We start from the raw sequence: 21,171 nt of genomic DNA, 5'->3' as shown, positions 1-21,171 counted from the left end.
TGTTCTGCGTCGGTGTCGCTGCGTCGGTGTCTTTGTGCCGGCGCCTTTGTGCCGGCGCCTTTGCGTCGGCGTCTTTGTGTTGGTGTGTTGGTGTCTCTGTGCCGGTGTCTTTGTGCTGGTTTCTTTGTGTCGGGATCGCTGCGTCTGTGGCTCGGCGTCAGACGGCAAGCCGCTTGCTGTAGTCGAGGAACAGGGACGCGGCCGTGAACAGCACTCCGGCGCCGACGAAGTAGAGCCGCGCCCAGGTGTAGGAGCCGGTGCCGCCGACGATGAAGCCGACCACGATGGGCGTGACGATCCCGGCGATGTTCCCGGCGAGGTTCATCGCGCCGCCGACCACACCGGCGTTGGCCCGTCCGGCGAGGATCGAGGGCAGCGACCAATACAGGCCGGCCCAGCGCAGGAAGAACAGCACCACGGAGAGCAGCGCGACCGCGGTCATCGCGTCCGGGACCAGGACGACACCGAGCATCCCGGCGACGACGGCGCATCCGGCGATGCCCATCAGGGTGCGCATCACGGTGTCGACCCGTCCGCCGCGTGCCTGCCAGCGGTCGGAGAGCCAGCCACCGCAGAGTTCCCCGACGAAGCCCGCCCCGAAGATCACCAGCGTGGACCAACCAATGGTCTGGATCTTGAAGCCCTTGGCCTCCGAGAGGTACAGCGGACCCCAGGTGAGCAGACCGTAGAAGACGCCGTTGAAGCCCATCCAGCCCAGGCACATGGCCCAGAACGCGCGGTGGCGCAGGTACGGCAGCAGTCCCGTGCGCCGGTCGGTGGGGGCTGCCGCGTCCTCCTCGGCGTGCGCCTGCTCGACGTAGTCGGCCTCGGCGCGGTTGACGCGGGGATGGTCGGCGGGGCGGTTGCGGATGAAGTGGGCGGCGAACAGGCCGGCCGCGACGGTGGCGGCGCCCACGGCGAGGAAACTGATCCGCCAACTGCCGGTCCAGGCAATCAGCGTGGAGATCGTGATGCCGCCGATGGCGGCGCCGAGCGGGGCGCCGCCGTCGAGCAGGACCGCGCCCCGGCCACGCTCCCGGGCCGGCAGCCACTGCGCGTTGAGCTTGCCGCCGGCCGGCATCACCGGAGACTCGGCCGCGCCCAGCAACAGCCGGAAGCCGAGCAACGAGCCCATGCCGGAGGCGGCCGCGGTCAGTGCCTGGGCCGCTCCCCAGCCGATGCAGGAGGCGGAGACCATGGCGCGTGAGCCGAACCGGTCGACCAGCCAACCACCGGGGATCTGCATCAGCGCGTACGTCCAGAAGAACGCACTGAGGACGAGGCCGGTCGTCTGCTTGGACAGCCCGAGGTCCTTGGTGATCAGTGGGAGTGCGACCGAGACCGAGCCGCGGTCGATGTAGTTGAGGGCCACGATGCCGAGCAGGAGGAGGAACATCGCCCAGCGGGTCCGTGTGGGGCGGGAATCGTCGTGTCCGGTGGTTTTGGCGGCGGCCTTTCGCGCCGTGAACATACTCATGCCAAGCCCTCGATTCGCCTGGTCAGAAGGGGTGAGCAGGACACACAGAGGCGACGGCTCCGCGTTTTGGTATACCAAAGGATGCGGACGCCTCGGGGGCGCGTCAAGGGTTTGGTATACCGTGACACTTCCGAAACCTGGCGGCACATCAGACCTGGAGGGAACGTGGACCGGACCGAATCGGGGGCACGGAGGGCGGACGCCACCCCCACCAGCCCGATGTGGTTGCGAGATCAGGTCCTGGAAGAGCTACGCAACAAGATCGCCACCGGGCGGCTCAAGCCAGGCGACCGGTTGGTGGAGCGGGATCTGGCCGACGGCTTCGGGGTCTCCCGCGTCCCGGTCCGTGAGGCGATCCGTATTCTGCTCAACGAGGGCGTCCTGGAGGCCCTCTCGCCGCGCCGCATCGTCGTCAAGGAGATGTCCCGACGCGACGTCGAGAACCTCTTCGACATGCGCGAGGCCCTGGAGGTGCTCGCCACCCGGCGCGCGACCGAACGCGCCACACCGGAAGGGCTCAACGAACTCACCCGGCTACTGGAGGCCGCCCGCAAAGCCACCCTGACCGGCCGGGCCGACCGCATCAACCGGGCCAACCTCGCCTACCACCACCAGATCGTGGAACTCGCGGGCAATGAGTTGCTCGCCGCCACGCTGGAGTCCCTTGAGGGCCGGCTGCGTTGGCTCTTCCAGCAGATCGACGACCCGGGCGCCTTGTACGAGGAGCACCGTGCCCTCACCGAGGCGATCGCCTCGCGCGACATCGAGGCGGCGGCCGACGCGTCACTGCGCCACGTTCGCCACTACCGCGCGGTGGCCCTGCGCCTGCTGTTCGACGAGGGCCAGGGCGAGAGTGCGGGCGGGGCCGACTGAGACCCGGGCCGTCTGAGCTCGATTCCACCGGGCAACGATCGCGTTGTTCCGCCGCTACGGCGCGCGGCACTCCGGGGGCGGCGGACGGTGCCGTGGGTGCGGCAAGAACGGCCAAAAGGCTTGACCGCGCGGTGAGTTGGGGGTCGATACTCGTACGGCGGGGCTGGCGAAGAGAAGACGGGGGCTGCCGGTGGGCGCGTGGGGGGACGGCGAGACACAACGGGCCCGGGAGTTGGCCCGGGAGGCCGTGCGGCGCCTGGCGCCGGAGGAGTTGGCGCTCTTCGAGGAGACGGCCCAGGCATACTTCGACGATCCGAGGCGGGAGCACCGGAAGGCCCGGCAGGAGCCGCTGGGGATCGGCATCGATGCCGTCGTCATCGGGACGCTGACGCAGTTCGCGCTGCCGGTCGCAGCGGCCGTTGCGGGGAACATCGCCACCGATGTCATGCGCCAGGAGCGGCAGCGGGGTTGGTGGCGGCGCCGGGCGCGGCGTGACGCCGGCGAGGCCGGCGGTGCGGACAACCCGTTCGCCGCGCCCGGCGCCGCACGCGCCGTGGAACAGAACGGGCAGCGGAACGGCCGGGAGGCCCCCCGCGCCGAGGATCTGGAGCGACTGCGGCGGATCGCCTATGACCGTGCCACCGCCCTGGGACTGCCGCCCGCACAGGCGACGCTGCTGGCGGACGCCATCCTCGGCGGGGTACAGGCACCGCCGCCGGCCGCAGACGGGGAGGAGAACACCTCATGAGCGGTGCGCCGCCTTCCGGGGTCGGCGCTCCCGTGGGCATGCCGCATCCCTTCCGGATGCCGTCGGGGACTTCGTTGCGGTTCGCGCTGCTCATCTTGAGCACGACCACAGCCATGGCGGCGGCCTTGGGCGGGGTCGCCGGCACAGCCGCCTACTTCGGGCTGGGCGGCGATCTGGGCAGCATGACCGAAGCCGTCACCTGCGCAGCAGCGAACTTCCACGACACGGCCACCCACCCCGGCGACCCATCCGCAAGTGCCTGATGCCGAACTTCGGCAACGAAACCGCCATGGAATTGTCGGCCCTGGGGGCACTGTGGCTGGCCGTCGGCGTCGTCTACTGGTTGCTGCCGGTCTACCGGCTCCGCCGGCGCCGACTGCGGCCCTTGCCGACCACGGGATGCACCGACATCCGGGGAACGCTCGACGAGCTGGTGGCACTGGCAGAGCTGCGGTGCCGGGTGTGCTTCGTCGTCGACTGGCGCAACCCTGCCCCCACCGGGCTCGCCTTCGGCCGGGTCGGTCGGCGCTACGTGATGCTCAGCGCCGGACTGCTGCAACTGCACCGGCGGGATCCCGGGGCCTTCCGCGCGATAGTCCTCCACGAACTGGCGCACCTGCGCAACCGGGACGTGGACATCGCCTTCCTCACGCTCATCTGCTACCGGCCGTTCGTCGCAGCCGTCGCGGTTCCCCTTGCCGTCACCGCACCCTTCGCGCTACTGGTCGGGTGGCTGCTGCTGCCCACGAGCCTGCTCTACCAACTGCTGCACGTCCTCACCCAGTGCGCACTCGCGGCCACCGTCGTCCTCACCAGCACCGCGGTGCTGCGCAGCCGCGAACTGTACGCGGACGCCCGGGTCGCCGTCTGGACCCGCGGAGCCCCCTCACTACGACGCGTGCTCGCAGCTCAGTACGGCCTCGAACGGCCTGGGCGCCGCCTCCCCGCCTTCCTGCGCCCGCATCCCACCGCCGCAAAGCGGCTGGCGGCACTGAGCGACCCGCGGCTGCTGTTCGGTTTCGGTCCCCGGGAAGCGTTCGGACTGGCCCTGACCTGCTCTCTCGTCTACCAGCAGGTGGTGGAGTGGACCGAGGCGGCCACCCGGCTCGTCGACCGCGGCGGCCCGCTGACCGCCGTCGTCCCCTCCGTCTTGCTGGGCGGCGGCGTGGCGATGGGCATCTGGCGCGCGACGCTGGCCGCACGCCTGAACCACAGTCGGTGGAAAGACGCCCATCGCACCGGGCTCGCCATGTCGGCCGGGCTCATCGTGGGCACCTTCGGGGACAAGATCCACAACACCGCGCTGGCCCTCGGCGTCGCCGACTCGCTGCCGGTCCAGCTGGCGTGGTGGCTGCTCCTCGGGGTCGCCGGCTACGGATTCGTTCGGTGGAACGAGGCGACCGCACGGGTGTGGGCACCCGTGATGCTGGCCCGCCGGCGTCCCCGGCTGGTGGCCGTCGGCGGATGCGCGGCCGGCGTGGCGTTGCTGAGCGTCTGGCTGGGACAGGCATACGCCGCCGGTGCTCCGGGCTTCGAGCTGCTGTCGCTGCCGCGCCCGCTGAACCTCCTTCCAACGCCGTTGAACTACCTGGGTTTTGTGTTCTCCACGACCGCCGTGCTCACACCGCCGCCTTGGGTCATCGCGCTGGTCGTGGCCACGGTCGGGATCCCGCTTGCCGCACGGCTCGGCGTACGGCTCTCCGAGCGCACTCGCGCCGAGGCGCCCACCGCAGGGCCCGAACGGTTCCTGCTCCAGGCCGTCTCGGCCGAGACCTCGGCGACGCTCCTCGCTCCGCCGCGACTGCGCCCCCTGCAAGCCCTGACACAGGGCGTCGCCTTCGGTGCCGCTGCCGGGCTCGGACTGTGGCTGTGGCATCTGGCCTGTGCCGTGGCCTTCCCCTGGGCCATCGAACGGGTCGGCGCGGTCTTCGCCCTCTATGCGGTGGCGTTCGCGGTGTTGCTGCAACTCGCTGTCGGTTTCGTCGTCGCGTGGCGCCAGGCGTGCGGCGAACTGCGTGCTCTGCACGGAATCCTCGGCACCCTCGGTGCGGGGCTGCTGCTGCCGCTGGCCGCCTTCACCGCACGCGAGCACTTCGCCTGTGTGCGGTGGGGCACCGACCACGTGGCCTGCCGAGTGCCGCCCGATCTGGCGCTGGCGGTGACTGCGGCACCGAGGATCACGGCCTGGACCGTGGCCCTGGCCTTGCTGCTCATCCCGGCCTGGGTCGGCCTGCGCGACCGCGCGCCGCATGCCGACCGCCCCACCGGCACCGGCGCGGGCACCAGCACCGGCACAGGCACCGGCGCCGGGACGGGCAGCAGCACTGGCACCGGCCCGGCCACGGAAGGCTGACCGAGAGCACTCAAGCACGGCCACGATCCGGCGATCTGAAGGCGGTTCTGTTCCGTCAGCTGTGTCGTCCCCAGTGCCCGCGGTGGACGACTTCGTCCGCAGCACGTCGGCGTTCGGAGCCCCGGGCACTCTGCGCCGGGAGGTCGTCGGCGCGGTAGCCGACCGTGATCCCGCCGATGGGGTCGTACTCGTCGGGAACCCCGAACTCGACTCGGAAGGGCTGTAGTTGTTCGGGCATGACGCCGAAGAAGCAGGCACCGAGTTCTTCGTCGACGGCGGTCAGCAGCATGAGGAGTGCGGCCATCCCCGTGTCGATGTGCCGGCAGATCTTGCCACCAACCCGGCTCCGCCAACCAGGGTTGGCGGATGCTGACGGATCGACACTCCGCGTGCGTACCGGCGGCAGAGATGTGCCTGGGCGCACCGAAGTCAACGACTTGCCGCCCCCGCAGTTTTGTCGTGCGCATGCTTTCGCTACCATCCGGTAGGCCGGTCAATGATGCTCCGCGAGAGGACAGATGATGGACGTTCACGATCGTCTGACACAGGAGCACGCCGAGGCCGCTGCCCCAGGCACCCAGGACACTTTGGGCGAGCAGCGCACCCAAGGCGGGGTCGGCCGCCGGAGGTTCCTCGGCTACGTCCTGGCGGCGCCGACCCTCGCGGTCGCCGCTCAACTGGGCGAAGCGGCGATCGGCACCACTCCGGCGCACGCCGCGACCGCCGCACTCCCCGAGCTGACCGAAATCTTCGACCTCAACGACATGCTCACCGCTGCGGCGCTGCCGACGGCCGCCCTCATCACCATCCACGTACACGCCGACGGCACGGCCTCGTTCGCCCTGCCGCGCGCCGAGGTGGGCCAGGGCATCACCACCTCCACCGCAATGCTGATCGCCGAGGAACTGGACCTGCCGCTGGAGAAGATCCGCGTCACCCTCGCGGACGCACGCCCGGAGCTGCTCTTCAACCAGCTCACCGGCGGTTCCAACACCACCATCTCCACCTACACACCGATCCGCGTCGCCGCGGCGATCGCCAGGAAGCGCCTCCTGGAGGCCGCGGCCGACCTGCTCGGCGCCGGGATATCCACGCTGACCAGCAAGGCCGGTGTGATCAGCGCCCCGAACGGCAGGAGCGCTACCTACGGTTCGCTCGCGGAGAAGGCCGCGAGCCGGACGACCGTACGGGTCGCCACCGACCTCAAACCGCGCTCCGACTTCTCCGTCATCGGCACCGCACGCAACCGGGTCGACGCGCGGGAGAGCGTGACCGGCCGCAAGCAGTTCGCCATGGACCTGCACGTGCCGGGCGCATCGCCGGCCATGGTGTGCCGCCCGCCCACGATCAACGGCACGGTGCGGTCGGTGCAGAACCTCGCGGCGGTACGGGCGATGCCTGGCGTCACCGACGTCGCGACCATCTCGACGGGCGTGGCGATACGCGCCCGCACGTTCGGGCAGTGCATCGACGCGGTGCGCGCGCTCAAGGTGGACTGGGGCCCGGGGACGGCGGAACGGGCGTCCGACGACACGGTCCTGCGTGAGCTGAAGGCGGCGGAAGTCCCGCTCGTGGTACCGAAGTTGGACCCGCTGGCCAAGACCGTCGAGGGTTCCTTCACCTTCCACTTCGCCAGCAACAGCGCACTGGAGCCCAACTGCGCGGTGGCCGACGTGCGGTCGGACCGGGCCGAGATCTGGGCGGCTCTGAAGTCACCGATCGTCGCCCAGGAGACCATCGCGGCGAAGCTCGGCCTGTTGCCGCATGCGGTCACGGTGCATGTCACCGAAGGCGGCGGCTCGTTCGGCCGCAAGCTGTTCTCCGATGCCGCACTCGAAGCCGCCGAAACCTCCAAGGCGATGGGCAAGCCGGTCAAGCTCATGTGGCACCGCACCGATGAGTTCCGGCAGGGGCGTACGCATCCGATGGCCACCTCGCGCGTACGGGCGACGTACGCCCTGGGCAAGGTGCTCACGTACGAACAGCGGCACACCTCCGTGTCCACCGACTTCGGCCACGGACTGGGAGAGATCATCACCGCGTCGGCCGCCAGGCTGCCGGTGGGCGACCTCACCTTCTCCGAGACCATCTTCACGCTCACCCAGCAGTCGCCCTACCACCTCGGACTCACCACCCAGCTCCTCAACGAGGTGGACAAGGGCTTCAACACCGGCAGCATGCGCAACATCTACTCGCCCAACGTCCGGTGCGCGCAGGAACTCATCATCGACCGGCTCGCGGACGAGATGGGCAAGGACCGCCTCCACTTCCGCCGGCAGCTCGTCAAGGACGACCGGGCCAGGGCCGTACTGGACAAGGTCGCGGAACTCGGTGACTGGGGACGGCAGCTGCCGGCCGGCATGGCGCAGGGCATCGCCGTACACCCCGAATACCACGGGGTGGTCGCCGTACTCGCCGAGATCGACTGCCGCCCGGAGACCACCGGTCGGCACGTCCCCGACGCCTACACCGGCCCACGCGTCACCAAGGTCGTCTGCGCCGTCGACGTCGGCCTCGCCGTCAATCCGAAGGGCCTTGAGGCCCAGATGATGGGCGGAATCATGGACGGCATCGCCATCACGCTCACCTCGGGTCTGCACCTCAAGGACGGAACGTTCCTGGAGGGCAGTTGGGACAACTACTTCTACACCCGCCAGTGGAACACCCCGCCGGAGCTGGAGATCGTGGTCATGCCGCCGACCAGCGGCAAGCCCGGCGGCGCGGGGGAGTTGGCGGTCGGCGCCGCCTCGGCCGCGGTCGCCTGCGCGTACGGCGCGGCCACCGGCACCATGCCGACGACGTTCCCCCTCAACCACTCCGGCCCGCTCGGCTTCGAGCCGCTGCCGACCGTCCCCCCGATCCCGCAATCGCCGACCGACGGCCTGGACCGCGCCTACTAGAAGCGGCCCGTTGGAAGCGGCCTACTAGGAGCGCAAGGAGCGACCGTGCCCGAACACACCTTCATCCTCAACGGCAAGCCCGTCACGGCGGACGTCGAGGACGATGTGCGGCTGCTGTGGGTGCTGCGCGACGTCCTGGGCGTCACCGGACCGAAGTACGGCTGTGGCCTCGGCGTCTGCCAGGCATGCACCAGCCACATCAACGGCAAGGCGTTCAACCCCTGCTCCGTACCGGTCAAGAACGTCCGACCGGACGACGAGATCACCACCATCGAGGGGCTGCCCGCCACCGTCGGCAAGGACCTGCACCCCATGCAGGAGGCATGGCTGGAGTACGACGTCGCCCAGTGCGGGTACTGCCAGCCCGGCCAGATCATGGCCGCGGTCGCCAAGGTCAAGCAGGCCCGTGCCGCCGGCCACGAGATCACCGAGGCCGACCTGGACGAGATACGCAACGTCTGCCGCTGCGGCACCTACCACCGCATCCGCGAGGCCATCGCGGAGGGGGCCAAGCACTTCTAGCCCAGTCACAGTCCACCGTGGCAGTGGGGGCTGGGTCCGCGCTTCGCGCTTCCGGAAGGATCAGGTTCGGGCGGTCCCAGACACAGTGCAGGCCCGGCGGAAACCGGGCCTGCACCGCGTCGACGGACCCCTGTCGGTCTCTCAGGCGGATGGCTTCCACAGGGTGAGCCGACCCATGTAGCCGGGCGGGTCGAACGGTTGCCCGGTGGGCGTCACTTTGGTGATCTTGAGCATCGCGAGATTGCCCTTGGAGGTGACCGTGCACAGCACGTCGCCCGGCGTAACGGGGTTCTCCTTGATCAGAGCCGTATTGCTGAGTTCCGAGGGCAGCGGAGCGGTGTCAACCGCTTCCCGGCATGCTTCCGGCGTCGTACCCGGGCTCTTGGCAGTGGGGGTCTGGAAGGTCAGATACTGCTGAATGTAGGTGAGTTCGGCGTCGTGGTCGCCGATCTCGCCGTTCGGTGACACCTTGGGTGCGTCCAGGTCGACGGTAATCAACTCGCCAGTGGCAGGCGGGCCGATGACCAATGGGCGGTCCCTGAAGACCGGTTCGTACGGCCGTTTCGGGACCCCGGCCCCGGCCTTCGGGTGCTTCGGGCTCGGCCCGGTGTCCGTGGCCTTGCCGCTTGCGCCGTGGCTCGCACCCGCATGGGCCTTGGCGCCGTTCCCGGACGCATCGTTGCCGGACATTGCCCACACCGCGCCGGCCGCGACGACCAGGGCCACAGCCGCAGCCATGGCCAGCGGGGCCCGTCGACGCCACAGGGGCACGGACGGGGCGGCTTCAGGAGGGACCGACCTGGGCGCGCTCGCGGCCTGAGTGGGTGCGGTGTGAACGGAGCCACCCGGTCCGCCGTCGGAGGGCCCTGATGCCTGTGTGGGCACATAGGTGGCCGGCCGCCGGGGCATGGCGTCCGGCCGGGCCGGCGCCGACTCCGCCAGCGCGCGGTCCGCCTGGCGTTTCCGGTGGGCGATCGCCGCTGCCAGCTCGGTCGGCAGCCAGTCCTTCAGGTCACGTGAGGTGCCTGCCAGCGCCCGCTCGCACAACTCCGCAACCTCGCCCGGCGTGGGACGGGCCGCCGGTTCCGCGGCGAGAGTGCGTGCCAGCAACGTCCGGAGGGCTTCCGGGTAGCCGGACAGTTCCGGCGGTCGCTGGGCGGTGTTGGCGATCTGAGTGGCCATGGTCAGCGCGCCGCCCGCGCCATAGGGATGCCGGCCGGTAGCTGTGACAGCGGCGATCAGGCCGAGGGAGAACACATCGGTGGCCGGGGTCAGTTCGGCCCCGAGGCCGTGCTCGGGCGACATGAACTGCGGGGTGCCGATGAAGCCGCCGCTCCGCGTGAGCTGGGTGGCTTCGGCGGCCCGGGCGATCCCGAAATCGATCACCCACGGCCCGTTCGCGTCGAGCAGAATGTTGCCGGGCTTGAGGTCGCGATGGATGACACCGGCGGAGTGCACGGTCTCCAACGCCCGTGCCACCCGTGCCACCAGCTGGAACGTGGTCGGCAGCGACAGCGGGCCATGTGAATCCAGCACGTCGTCCAGCGCCAGCCCCGGTACGTACGTCGTGGCCAGCCATGGCTGCTCACCGTGGGCGTCGTGGTCCACCACCGGAACCAGGTGATTGCCCCGAACCTGCTGGGCCACCTCCACTTCCCGCTGGAAACGGCGGCGGAACTCCGCGTCGCCCGCGTACTCGCGGCGGATCACCTTGAGGGCAACGGGCTGGTTGCCGCGCGTCTGCGAGAGATAGACGGAGCCCATGCCGCCCTCGCCGATCCGAGCGAGCAGTCGGTAGCCGGAAATCTCCTGTGGTTCGTCCGCCGCCAGCGAGCGCAGTGCGTCGCTGTTGCTGCCTTCGATGGAACCCACCCCCGTTTTACGTGATCACGAACAAGATCGAAATCTTAGCGAACGGTGTGCCCAGGTCCGCCGTGGGCCGTGGTGACCTCGCCTCGCCGCCTGTGAGACAGGACAGACAGGAGAAACAGGGCAGGCAGGACACCTGATGCTCAAGCCTGATAGAGCGCTCAGTTACGCTGACCGCCGCCACATGGCAAACGGGGTCCACGGTTCAGGGTGAAGCCCCCTAGGCCGAATCGACCGTTGCCTGGATCCGGCGCCCCTTCCGTGAGCCCCTTCCGTGAGCACTGTCTGTCGATCGCGAGCGCCGTCCGTGTCTGTCCACACAGGAGGGGTGCGTGTTGACGGCCGACGCGATGGGGAATGCGGTGGTGGTGGGAGCCGGGGTGTCCGGTTTGCTAGCCGCTGAGGTGCTGACGAGGCGGTTCGCGCACCTAGCGGTGGTCGGGCGGGACGAATTCGGTCTGGTGGTGGTCGGTGGCGGTCCGGGGCGGTGACGAGCTACTCGCCGGGTGTCAGCCGCAGCGCATGCAAGGCGACCGAGAGGTCGGCCACCGCCCGGGGATCGCGCAGCGAGCGCCCCGTCAGCGCCTCCAGTCTGTGCAGCCGGTAGCGGACGGTGTTGCGGTGGCAATACAGGAGCTGCGCCGCCGCGGCCGCCGAGCCGGCCGCGGCGAACCAGCACTCCAGGGTCCCCAGCAGGCGGTCCCGCTCGCCGGCCGGCAGCCGCAGTACGCCTTCGAGGACGGCGCGGGCGATCCGCCCCGCCTCGTCCGGAGCCGCTGCCACCAGTAGCGCGGCCGGGCTGTTGTCGAAGCGTGCGATGCCCGAGGGGCGACCGCGTGCACCGGTGAGCGCCAGCCGCGCGAGCCGGAGGGCCCTGGGGGTCTCCCGTAGGTCTCGGTACGAGGGGCTGACGCCTACGCGGACGGCGAGCGATCGCTCCAGGACGCGCACCACCGCCTCATCGGCTCCCGGGTGCTGGACGGCGACCACGCCGACGTGCAGGTCCGGCAGTAGGCGCCAGGCCGACCGCAGTCGTTCGGCGTGGAGGTGTGCCTCGATTCCGGGCAGTGCCTCCCGGCCGGGGCCGGGGACTTCGGCGGCGATCACCACATAGGGTCCGCCGGTCGGCAGGCCCAGTACATCGCCGGCCTCCCAGAGCGTCGTACGGTCGGTGAGCAGGCCGGTGAACAGGGCCTCGACCATGGCCGACCGTTCCCGCTCGCGTTGCAGCACCAGCTCGGAGACCTCCTCGCGGTACGCATCGCTGGCCGCCGCGGCGAGACCTCCGTTCACCCACCACGCGGCCAGGGACATGATCGTTTCGGTGGTGAGGCCCTGGGCGGAGCGGGCTTCGGTGGCGATCGCGGACCACAGGACCTCGGACCCGACGCGGTAGGCGTGCAGCAGCTCGGCCAACGGGGTTCCCTGGCGCGCTCGTTCGCGGCCGGTCTCCTGCGCCGGCGCCATGTCCCCGCCGCGGCCGTCGACGAGCTGCTGGAGCACCTGCTCGCAGTTGCGTCGGCACGATGCCGTCAACTCCTCGAAGGAGACGTGCTCGTCGCCTCGGTAGTACGTCACCTGGGCGCGGATGCGGCGGGCCATTCGGGCGCCCACTTCCTCGGTGCGGGTCAGCAACGAAGCCGCTATGGGGGCGATTTCGGCGGGTGCGTCGGGCGTGCGGCTCATCTCCGCAGGTTACAAAGGGCCGGGTGGGGGAGGGGGTGAATTGTGCCCTGGGACAACAGGGGCAGGTGAGGTGCTGTGCGTCGGCACATGGCCCGCGAGGTGTCCGGCCGCCACGATACGAGGACGTTACCGGCCGGTATCGGGCCGAATTCCGTCGTGTTGCCTCCCCAGGAGGAACTGTGCTCAGAGCCGCAACAACCCGCACCACAAGCACTGCCGTTACCGCAAGCACTGCCGTTACTGCCGACGCCGTGCGCATTACCGGCACCGGGAGGTGCGCGTCCGTACTGACGGGCGCCGCGCTCCTCGCTTCAGCCCTGACCATGGCCACCACCCCCGCCCCCGCTCATGCCGCGACCCTGGCCCCGGCCGGGACAGGAAAATACGTGGCCCTCGGGGATTCCTACGCCGCCGGGGCAGGCGTACCCGCACAGTCCGCAGGACTGTGTCTGCGCTCCGACCACAACTACGGCCACCTCGTCGCCGCGGCCCTGTCCCCGTCCTCGTACGTGGACAAGACCTGCGCCGGCGCCAAAGTGAGCGCCCTGACCACGTCCCAGACCGATGCCGGGATCGTCGTCAACGGCCCCCAGCTCGACGCCGTCACGCCCGACACGTCCCTGGTCACCCTCACTCTCGGCGGCAACGACCTCGGCACCTCCGACGTCGGCTTCGTCGACGTCGTGGTCGCCTGCACGGCGCTGGCCGTGACCGATCCCTTCGGAGCGCCCTGTCGGGACTTCTACGGCGACACGCTCAGTAAGCGGCTCGACTCGGGGGCAGCGCAGCTGGCTGCGGGCCTCCACAAGCTGTCCGTCAAGGCTCCCAAGGTCAAGGTGGTGGTCGTCGGCTACCCAGCGGTGCTCCCGGACGACCCGATGAAGTGCTTCGGCAAGATGCCCGTCACGACCGGCGATCTCCGCTTCCTGCGCTCCGTCATCGGCGAGCTCAACGACAAAGTGGCCAAGACCGCGACCGCGGCGGGCGCCACGTACGTCGACACCCTCGGGCCGACCAAGGGCCACGACAGCTGTTCCGCGTCCCCTTGGATCGAGGGTCTCGTGCCGACCTCGCCGGCCGCGCCGCTGCACCCCAATGCCACCGGTGAACGCGCCATGGCACAAGCGGTGTTGAGGGCACTGGGCCGCTGAGCCACCCCACCGTCCGCTGCGCCATCCGCCGCCGCACGGTGGCAACGCCCGACCACGTCCCCCACGACGCGCAGTGACCTGGCGTAGTACCGGACGCTGCTGGCGCACCCCGCCCCGTTGGATCTCATCCGGCGGGGCGGGGCGCTGCGCGCACTCTTCGGCCCGCCCGGCCGGTCTGCGTGGGCGGGCCCTGCGAGCGAGCCCGCGGTCCGCACTTCTCTCACCACGCCGTACCGCATCGTGCACCCCCGTGATCGACTGTAGGCAACACGGTAGGGGTCGCGCGAAGATCCCGTGCGGACCTGTGGACAACTCACGATCCGAGGCGGCCGCCTCGGCCGAGTCGTAGGCCGGCCGGCGACACCTGCCGCCCAGACGTACGGCTGTCCGTCATAGCCGTAGCCGCAGCCATTGCCTGGTACGGCTCGGGTCGGGTCGGGTCGGCGTTAAGCGCCCGGGATGGCGGCGCGGAACTTCTTCGTCAGGTCGGCGCCGCGGATCACCCCGCCCTTGTGGTACTTCAGCCCCCAGGCGTCGATCACCGAGCCGTCGGCGAACATGCAGGAGGAGGTCGCCTTCGACGGGTCGGTCTCGTTCTTGGGTCCCCAGCCGCCGCCGTCCGTGGGCTTGTTCCCGAACATGGCGGTGCCGTTGATGCCCTGGCAGTAGGCGATGGACGGGTTGCCGGGGCTGCTCGGGCCGTCGGGCTTGCGGACATAGGCGAGCGCGGCCAGAGTCGGCTTGTCCGCGGCCAGCGTGTCCGCGGCGATCATGATCTGGCTGCCGTCGCCGGCGGCGAAGATGCACATCTCGCGCGCACCGCCCAGCGGGGTGATCTTGTTGCCGGTGCCGGTGTAATAGGGGACACGGGTCTCCGCCTTGCCGCCCTGCTGCTCGCACCAGGCCGCATCCGCGGACAGGGAATGCCGCGTGGGAGCGGCGACCGGGCCATCGTGGGCCGTACCAGCCGCGTTGGCAGCGTTGGCAGCCACGGCCGTACCGGAGACCAGGGCGAGAACGGACACGGCAAGGGCATGGGAGCGCTTCACGCTTCCTCCTCAAGGACAGTTGGTGGGGGCGACGTTGCCGGCCGGGCGCTGTGCACGCGCCTATCCTCAGCAACCCCTCGTCGCATCGTCAACGCACGTCACCCGACCTCTAGGCAGGCCCGCCGATGTTGACGCGTTCCCGCGGGTACGCCCGGGGCGACGTGCCCCGACCAGCGATCAGATCCGGCCAGTAACGCTGGCGTAACTCCCTTGCCCACCCCTCTGGTTCGGAACCAGTTAGAGTGTCCGGCTCATGAATCCCCCACTGCTGCGCATTCGCCTGCTCGGCGGGTTCGGGCTGGTACGGGAGGCCGGGGCGCCGCTCGTGGCGCGCTGGTCCCGGCCCGGCGCCCGGACTCTGGTCAAGCTGCTGGCCCTCGCCCCGGATCATGCGCTGCACCGCGAGCAGATCATGGCCGTGTGCTGGCCGCACGCCGAACTCCGTGCCGCTCTGGGCAGTCTGCGCGTGGCGCTGCACACCGCCCGGCATGCGCTGGAGCCCGAGCTGCCACCGCGCGGCACCTCCGCGTATCTGACCGGCGACGGCGACCTGCTGCGACTGGCGCCCGACACGGTACGCGTGGACACCGACGAGGCCGAAGCCCTCGCCCGGCGGGCCCTGAGTCGTGGCGGACGCCGCGAACTGGTCCATGCGCTGGAGGCGTTGACCGGCGAACTTCTGCCCGAGGACCACTACGCCCCCTGGACCGAACCGGCCCGCCACCGGCTGGCGCGACGACGAGCCGACCTACGGCGCGCACTGGCCGAATACCGCGGGTCCCACGGGGGCGGGACGCTGCGGCCCGAGGCGGACGCGGCGCGGGTACGGCTGGACTGGGCGCTGCATCTGGACCGGTCGGGGCGGTACGAAGAAGCCGTCACCCTGGTGCGCGAGGCACTCCACTCCTACGAACGCCAAGGGCTGCACGATGCCTGTACCCTCGCCGCCGCCCGGCTGGCAGAGGTGCTCGGCCGCGGAAGCGGTGCGGACGAGGCGCTGGCGGTCCTGGGCGCCCATCCCCCCGGCCCCGGCGCCCCCGACGACATCCGGGCGGCGCATCACATGGCACGCTCGGCGGTACTGTCCTACCGCGGTCGCTACGACGAGGGCCTGGCGGCCGCGCGGGCGGCGGAACACTGTGCGGAAGCCGCGCAGGGGGCCGACCATCCGGTACTGCTGGCCCGATCGCTCGCGCAGCAGACCGTCTGCCTGGGGCTGTCCGGTCTCGCCGACGAGGCGGTCGGCCCCGCCGAATCGGCGCTGGCACCGGCCGAGGAGTCCGGTGACTGGGCGCTGCTGGCCACCGTACTGTCCGTACTGCGTGAGACCGAGCGCCGAGCGGGGCGGCACGGGGACGCGCTGGCGTACGGGCGCCGCGCGCTGGCCCTGGCCGAACAGGCGGGCCGTCCCACGGCAACCGCCTTCGAGCGCGCCAACCTCGCGGAACTCCATCTGCTGCTCGGCGAACGGGCGGACGCCGAGCGGCTGGCGCTGGCCTCGGTCGAACTGGCCGAGCCGTTCGGCGGTACGGCGCTGGCGTTCGCACTGACTGCGCTGGCCCGCGTACGGGGCGGGGTGGCGCGGAAGGAGGCAAAACGGTTGCTGGAGCGGGCCGGACGCTGCGCGAAGGAAGGCGGGCACCTTCAGGCCATCGACGAAGTGCGGTTGGCCTGGGCGGAGATGGTGGAGGCGCGCCAGGTGCTGCCGTGACTTCGCGGACTGGGTGACCTCGCGAACCTGACCGTTCGGCGTCAGCGCGAGTCCGGGCTCGGCGGGGTGTGACGGGGGCGTTCGCGGCGGCAGCGAGGACTCGCCCGGACCGCCGCCAGTTCGGATCGCCTGCCGTGCACCACAGCAGCGCGCACTTCTCCGCCCCGGCGGGCAGAGTGTGGTGCGGCAACGATGACGGCCGGCTGCCCTGCGGCATGCGGGGCGGCCGGCCGACGTGGTTCAGGCTTGTTCGGGTATGACGGAGAAGACCCGTGCAGGGGCGAGGCGGGCCGTACCTCCGAGCCTGTCGATGGTCGTGACGACGCCGAACCCTGCGACCTGGGCCCGACTTTCGGCGATGAGCGCAGCTGCGGCGGCGAGGGTGCCGCCGCTGGCGAGAACGTCGTCGACCACCAGGACGCGTTCGCCGGGCGTCAGGGTGTCCTGCTGGAGTTCGAGGGTGGCGGTGCCGTATGCCAGTCGGTACTCGGTGCGGAAAACGGGTCCGGGCAGCTTGCCCTCCTTCCTGGCGAGGGCCAGTGGACGGTCTGCGACGGCTGCCAGGGTGGTGCCGAGGATGAATCCGCGGGCCTCGACAGCGAGTACTCGGTCGAACTGTCCGCCGAAGGCGGCGCTGATGTGCTCGGCTATGCGGTGCACCAGCTGGGGCTGCGCGAATACGGGGGTGAAGTCCTTGAACTGGATGCCTGGTTGAGGGAAGTCGGGGAAGATCCGGATGGCGTTGAGGAGGTCGTCGGCGAGCGTTGTGGGCTGCGGCATGGTGATGTCCTCTGCTGAGTTTGGCGACCTGCTGTGCGGGGGCACCACGGAGCCGGGTGGTGTCCGCTTCGAGGTGCTTGCGTGTAGTGGTGAGGTCACTGTGCCAGATGTCCGCCGTAGACCGGCAGGATGGTGTCAGTGAGGAACAATCCAGACGCGCCGCGGCTACTGCCGTACGGGGAGGGGTAGTTCGAGGGTCCCCGGGGTCCCCGGGGTCTCCGGGGCCTTCGTGGCCTTCGCCGCCGTCGGGGCCGGTTGGGCCGTCGGGCCCGTCGGAGGCATACACCCAAGTGATCGGCGAGTGCGAAGGGTCAAGCCGAAGGCGGGATGGAAAGGCGGGCCTCCGATCGCGATCGAGTCAGCGATCGGAGGCCCGCCGTTCAACTCTCAGGATCCGTGGGCTCCACGGATCCTGAGAGTGAATGGTCAGTGCTGTGGGTGGGGGTGCGCATGGAACAGGGACCGCCGCTGCTTGGGCGCGGTGCCATGGGTGAGCCGGCCGGCCTGAATGCGCAGTTGGACAGCGTGGAACACCTCCACCGCACCCAGGACGATGGCCATGATGCCCGTTACCAGGGCGAGCACAGCGATCGAGCCGAACGGCGAGACGATCAGCACGATGCCGGCGAGGAGGGTGATGATTCCCAGGAACAGTTGCCAACCACGTGTGGGCATGGCGGGAGACGAACCCGCGGCCGCCGTGATCATGATGCCGCGCATCAACCAACTGAATCCGATCCAGAGGGCGAGCAGCAGGATCGATTGCAGGGTGCCCCGGAAACATATGAGCCCGAGCAGTACGGAGACCGCACCTGCGACGAAGTGCAGCGCCCGCAGATGTCCAGGAACGTGCGCGCCGAAGGCCGCGGCCAGCTGGAAGACACCGCTGGCCAACAGGTAGATGCCGAAGACCACGCCGACGACGTGGAGCGTCTTGCCCGGCCACGCCAGGACGACCACGCCCAAAGCGATCGATGCCAGGCCGATGGTGATCAGTGCCTGCCAGCCGAGGTTCGCCAAGGCGCCCAAGGCTTCGCCTCCCGGGGAGGTGTCACGGGGGTGTGGCGAGCTGTTGCCCGCGGCATCGGAGGGGGATGACATGCCGCCCACCTCTCTCATGGAACAACACGATCAAGTGAGGACACCTTCATCGTCACCCATTCGGCCCCGTTTCGCTCGGGGAAGGGCATGGCAGTACGGCGCAAGAAGCGGTTCGTACCCTCCGGCAGCCTCCCGCAGGTCACTCCGCCATGCACCGCGCCGCCTGCCACGGGCCCGCGCGACCTGTCGGGTATGGCCTCGCGCTGCAATGGTTGTTAGTGAGGCGTTATCGGTGCGCTAGTGATCTCCGTCAGAGTCATCTCTGTCCAAGGGCCGAAGGGCGTTGGTTGAGGGCCGCTGCGGCCTTCAGCTTCCTGTCCGCCCATCGATCGGGGGAGCACGACATGCAGAAGACGGACAACGATGGTTGCGCCGGGAGGGCCGGGACGGCCGCGAGGAATCAAGAGCCAAGAACGAAGAAGGGCAGGGGCTGCGGGGGCCGCTCCTTACCTAGGGGTGCCGCTCGCAGTCTGCGGGGCGCTGGCCACAGGAATGGGGACGGACGCATGCCGTAGCCGACTTCGACTGCGACTTCTTTTTCTGCTTCTGCTTCGGCTCCGGCTCCGGCTCCGGCTTCGACATCGACGTTGACTTCGGCGTTGCGCTCGGGCAAAGGCATGGCGGACCATGCCGCCGATGCTCTCGACCTCTGCGTCTTTGGGTACGCGGTGGCTTCGGTGAAGGACAGGCTCAGCCGCGCTGGGTAGGCGCGATGGGCTATCAAGGGCTCCCAGGGACCATTCGACCCCGGGGAATTCCACGGGGGTATTCAGGGGCACTCGGGGCTATTGGGGGGCGTTCCGAATGACTTCGGAGCGTAGTCTGTCGCCCACTCTCCGTTGAGAGTTCCCTTCTCGGGGTCGAAGCGGAACATCAGGTATCCGCCTCCCCATCTCTCTGGGCGTCCCACTTCTCGGGGTGTCCCACACGCCAGAACTATGAACGAATGCGATGGGTACCGTTATGCGTGAATTCAGCCGCCGGCACATATTCGGACTCGGTGTCGGAGCGGCCGCCGCGCTTTCCGTAGCCGGCTGCTCATTCCCCGGGTTGGCGTCCTCCGACAAGGTCGGAACCCAGTCCGGAAAGGGGGCGCAGGGCAAGCCGATAGGAGACGGCTCGACCGCGTACACCGGAAAGCAGCCCAACCAGCCGCCCGCACCGCAGAAGCTGGAGCCTGGCCAGAAGCCACCGCAGTTCGTCGTCTTCTCCTGGGACGGCGCCGGCGAGGTGGGCAACGGCCTCTTCCCGCGGTTCCGCAAGCTCGCCCAGGACCATAACGCCTCGATGACCTTCTTCCTTTCCGGGCTGTATCTGCTGCCCGAATCGAAGAAGCGCATGTACCGCCCGCCGAACAACCGCGTGGGCGCCTCGGACATCGGTTACCTCAACGACGACCACATCAGGGCGACGCTTACGAACGTGCGCGCGGCGTGGTTGGAGGGCCACGAGATAGGCACCCACTTCAACGGCCATTTCTGCGGCACCAGTTCAGGCTCGGTCGCGCACTGGACCCCTGCCCAGTGGGACGACGAGATCGAGCAGGCCATGTCCTTCGTCACCAAATGGCGGACCAACACCGGCTTCACCGACCTCGACCCGCTGCCCTTCGACTACAGCAAGGAACTGGTCGGCGGCCGCACGCCGTGCCTGCTCGGCCAGGACAACTTGCTTCCCACGGCGCGCAAGCGCGGCTGGCGGTACGACGCCAGCTCGCCCGGCGGTCTCCAGGTCTGGCCCGACAAGAAGCAGGGCGTGTGGAACTTCCCGCTCCAGCAGATGCCCTTCCCCGGCCACTCCTTCGAGGTGCTCTCGATGGACTACAACATCCTGGCCAACCAGTCCAAGAACTCCACCAAGGCGCCGCCGGCCAACTACCCGGGCTGGCGCAAGCAGGCCACGGAGGCGTACATCTCCGGATTCCGCCGGGCCTACGAGACCAACCGGGCGCCGTTCTTCATCGGCAACCACTTCGAGCGGTGGAACGGCGGCATCTACATGGACGCCGTCGAAGAGGCGCTCAAGCACATAGCCGATGACAGGCTCAAGGACGTCCGACTGGTTTCCTTCCGGCAGCTCTGCGACTGGCTGGACGCCCAGGACCCGCAGGTCCTCGCTGGTCTGCGCCGACTCGGGGTGGGGCAGCAGTTCACCGGAAGCGGCTGACGGCCCCGGTGTCCGTGTTAGGGGCGATCGGCCGTCGGCCTCCGAGCTGCCCCACCGCCCCGCTCGGTCGTGGGCAGATCCGGCGGTACGGGAATCCGGCAGGTACCTGCGAAGGCGGCGTGGTCGCGAGCGGCGTACCCGTCGGTCCGCTGGATGTGGGCAGTTGGGTGCGCCAGGCCCTTTCGTTCGATCACGCCTCAGGGCCGTCGCCCGGCCGCCCCTGTCTCCGACTCGGGTTCCGGTTCGGGTTCTGGCTTCGCCTCTGCCTGGAGCTTCTGCGACCGCTCACGCGGGTCATACTCCGGTCCAACGCCCTCGATCAGCAGCACGTCCCCCTCGACGTGGTCGGTCCGCAGTCGCAGTATCTGCTGATACGCGGGGGACTCATACCAGGCACGGGCCAGCCACATCGGGGAACTCGATCAGCACCATGCTGCCCAGCCAGACTCCCTCCAGCACCTCGGCCGGGGGGCCGTGGATGACGAAGCGCCCGTGGAAGGGGTCGAGGGTGGCCTGGATGCGCTCCAAGTACTCCAAGACATCGGAGTGATGACGACGGCTGCGTAGATGCGCGAAGCCATAAGCGGACACGTTGGGTTCCTCCACCGGTTCGTCCGCGTCCCCGTGTGGGACGACGAACCGAACGTAGAGGTGGGCGCCCGCGCGGGCGATTCCCTTCGAGGTAATCGCCACGGTCGCCAGTGTGTCCGTCCGGCGGGGGCGTAGCAAAGGCGACCGTGCCTGGTTGGTCGTTGGACATCGGTACCAACCAGGACGGCGCGCTG

Annotated in this window: 19 protein-coding genes; 10 read left to right on the top strand and 9 right to left on the bottom strand. The window is 69.7% G+C overall.

All coding sequences use genetic code 11. The features are described from left to right. Nucleotides 1-157: 157 nt before the first annotated feature. Nucleotides 158-1,477 carry an MFS transporter gene (locus ACO0M4_RS30905; protein WP_430374368.1) on the bottom strand — a complete coding sequence of 440 codons (1,320 nt, stop codon included), beginning with the start codon at nt 1,475-1,477 and terminating at the stop codon, nt 158-160. 165 nt (nt 1,478-1,642) lie between these two features. Here ACO0M4_RS30905 and ACO0M4_RS30900 point away from each other — a divergent pair, with 165 nt between their 5' ends. The 4 genes from ACO0M4_RS30900 to ACO0M4_RS30885 all read left to right on the top strand — a co-directional run bounded on the left by ACO0M4_RS30900 (nt 1,643) and on the right by ACO0M4_RS30885 (nt 5,451). Continuing rightward, nucleotides 1,643-2,350, top strand: a complete 708-nt coding sequence (locus tag ACO0M4_RS30900; protein WP_430374367.1) for a GntR family transcriptional regulator — start codon at nt 1,643-1,645, stop codon at nt 2,348-2,350. A 190-nt stretch (nt 2,351-2,540) separates the two neighbouring features. Beyond that, nucleotides 2,541-3,098, top strand: a complete 558-nt coding sequence (locus ACO0M4_RS30895; RefSeq protein WP_430374366.1) for a hypothetical protein — start codon at nt 2,541-2,543, stop codon at nt 3,096-3,098. After that, nucleotides 3,095-3,361: a hypothetical protein gene (locus ACO0M4_RS30890; protein WP_430374365.1), complete on the top strand. Its 267-nt coding sequence runs from the start codon at nt 3,095-3,097 to the stop codon at nt 3,359-3,361. Before ACO0M4_RS30895 ends, ACO0M4_RS30890 begins: the two co-directional genes overlap by 4 nt. Before the next feature lie 26 nt (nt 3,362-3,387). Continuing rightward, entirely contained in the window at nt 3,388-5,451 is a 2,064-nt protein-coding gene (locus ACO0M4_RS30885; RefSeq protein WP_430374364.1) for a M48 family metalloprotease, read from the top strand. 55 nt (nt 5,452-5,506) lie between these two features. Here the strand turns inward: ACO0M4_RS30885 and ACO0M4_RS30880 are convergent, their stop codons facing one another. Continuing rightward, entirely contained in the window at nt 5,507-5,932 is a 426-nt protein-coding gene (locus ACO0M4_RS30880; protein WP_430374363.1) for a nitroreductase family protein, read from the bottom strand. Nucleotides 5,933-5,969: 37 nt separating this feature from the next. Here ACO0M4_RS30880 and ACO0M4_RS30875 point away from each other — a divergent pair, with 37 nt between their 5' ends. Beyond that, nucleotides 5,970-8,351, top strand: coding sequence for a molybdopterin cofactor-binding domain-containing protein (locus ACO0M4_RS30875; RefSeq protein WP_430374362.1), 2,382 nt, complete (start codon nt 5,970-5,972; stop codon nt 8,349-8,351). A gap of 45 nt (nt 8,352-8,396) precedes the next feature. Next, on the top strand, nt 8,397-8,873 hold the full coding sequence (locus ACO0M4_RS30870) for a (2Fe-2S)-binding protein (protein ID WP_100601953.1): 477 nt from the start codon (nt 8,397-8,399) through the stop codon (nt 8,871-8,873). A 141-nt stretch (nt 8,874-9,014) separates the two neighbouring features. Here ACO0M4_RS30870 and ACO0M4_RS30865 read toward each other — a convergent pair whose 3' ends face one another. Next, nucleotides 9,015-10,745 carry a serine/threonine-protein kinase gene (locus tag ACO0M4_RS30865; protein ID WP_430374361.1) on the bottom strand — a complete coding sequence of 577 codons (1,731 nt, stop codon included), beginning with the start codon at nt 10,743-10,745 and terminating at the stop codon, nt 9,015-9,017. 329 nt (nt 10,746-11,074) lie between these two features. Between ACO0M4_RS30865 and ACO0M4_RS30860 the strand changes: the two genes are divergently transcribed. Beyond that, nucleotides 11,075-11,233 (top strand): hypothetical protein, encoded by a 159-nt coding sequence (locus ACO0M4_RS30860; protein WP_430374360.1) that lies wholly within the window; start codon nt 11,075-11,077, stop codon nt 11,231-11,233. Nucleotides 11,234-11,237: 4 nt separating this feature from the next. Here ACO0M4_RS30860 and ACO0M4_RS30855 read toward each other — a convergent pair whose 3' ends face one another. Then, nucleotides 11,238-12,428, bottom strand: a complete 1,191-nt coding sequence (locus tag ACO0M4_RS30855; RefSeq protein WP_430374359.1) for a PucR family transcriptional regulator — start codon at nt 12,426-12,428, stop codon at nt 11,238-11,240. 251 nt (nt 12,429-12,679) lie between these two features. On the opposite strand from ACO0M4_RS30855, the gene ACO0M4_RS30850 reads away from it, so the two are divergent. Continuing rightward, the gene (locus tag ACO0M4_RS30850; protein ID WP_430374358.1) at nt 12,680-13,579 is read left to right on the top strand and encodes an SGNH/GDSL hydrolase family protein; all 900 of its coding nucleotides are present in this window, start codon (nt 12,680-12,682) and stop codon (nt 13,577-13,579) included. 446 nt (nt 13,580-14,025) lie between these two features. Here the strand turns inward: ACO0M4_RS30850 and ACO0M4_RS30845 are convergent, their stop codons facing one another. Further along, nucleotides 14,026-14,628: a hypothetical protein gene (locus tag ACO0M4_RS30845; RefSeq protein WP_430374357.1), complete on the bottom strand. Its 603-nt coding sequence runs from the start codon at nt 14,626-14,628 to the stop codon at nt 14,026-14,028. Between the two features lie 253 nt (nt 14,629-14,881). On the opposite strand from ACO0M4_RS30845, the gene ACO0M4_RS30840 reads away from it, so the two are divergent. Beyond that, the gene (locus tag ACO0M4_RS30840; protein ID WP_430374356.1) at nt 14,882-16,339 is read left to right on the top strand and encodes a hypothetical protein; all 1,458 of its coding nucleotides are present in this window, start codon (nt 14,882-14,884) and stop codon (nt 16,337-16,339) included. A gap of 240 nt (nt 16,340-16,579) precedes the next feature. On the opposite strand, the gene ACO0M4_RS30835 is transcribed toward ACO0M4_RS30840, so the two are convergent. Then, the gene (locus ACO0M4_RS30835; protein ID WP_430374355.1) at nt 16,580-17,119 is read right to left on the bottom strand and encodes an adenine phosphoribosyltransferase; all 540 of its coding nucleotides are present in this window, start codon (nt 17,117-17,119) and stop codon (nt 16,580-16,582) included. Between the two features lie 426 nt (nt 17,120-17,545). Further along, a complete protein-coding gene (locus ACO0M4_RS30830) occupies nt 17,546-18,220 on the bottom strand; it encodes an HdeD family acid-resistance protein (RefSeq protein WP_430374354.1) in 675 nt (224 codons plus the stop codon). A 963-nt stretch (nt 18,221-19,183) separates the two neighbouring features. Between ACO0M4_RS30830 and ACO0M4_RS30825 the strand changes: the two genes are divergently transcribed. After that, nucleotides 19,184-20,386 (top strand): hypothetical protein, encoded by a 1,203-nt coding sequence (locus ACO0M4_RS30825; protein ID WP_430374353.1) that lies wholly within the window; start codon nt 19,184-19,186, stop codon nt 20,384-20,386. A gap of 197 nt (nt 20,387-20,583) precedes the next feature. On the opposite strand, the gene ACO0M4_RS30820 is transcribed toward ACO0M4_RS30825, so the two are convergent. Further along, a complete protein-coding gene (locus ACO0M4_RS30820) occupies nt 20,584-20,796 on the bottom strand; it encodes a DUF1330 domain-containing protein (RefSeq protein WP_430374352.1) in 213 nt (70 codons plus the stop codon). After that, the gene (locus ACO0M4_RS30815) at nt 20,771-21,079 is read right to left on the bottom strand and encodes a DUF1330 domain-containing protein (protein WP_430374351.1); all 309 of its coding nucleotides are present in this window, start codon (nt 21,077-21,079) and stop codon (nt 20,771-20,773) included. The genes ACO0M4_RS30820 and ACO0M4_RS30815 overlap by 26 nt, the downstream gene beginning before the upstream one ends. Between the last annotated feature and the right edge of the window lie 92 nt (nt 21,080-21,171).

The organism is Streptomyces sp. RGM 3693 (assembly GCF_050471125.1).
GTDB lineage: Bacteria > Actinomycetota > Actinomycetes > Streptomycetales > Streptomycetaceae > Streptomyces.
This window is presented reverse-complemented; position numbering and strand designations above follow the sequence as displayed.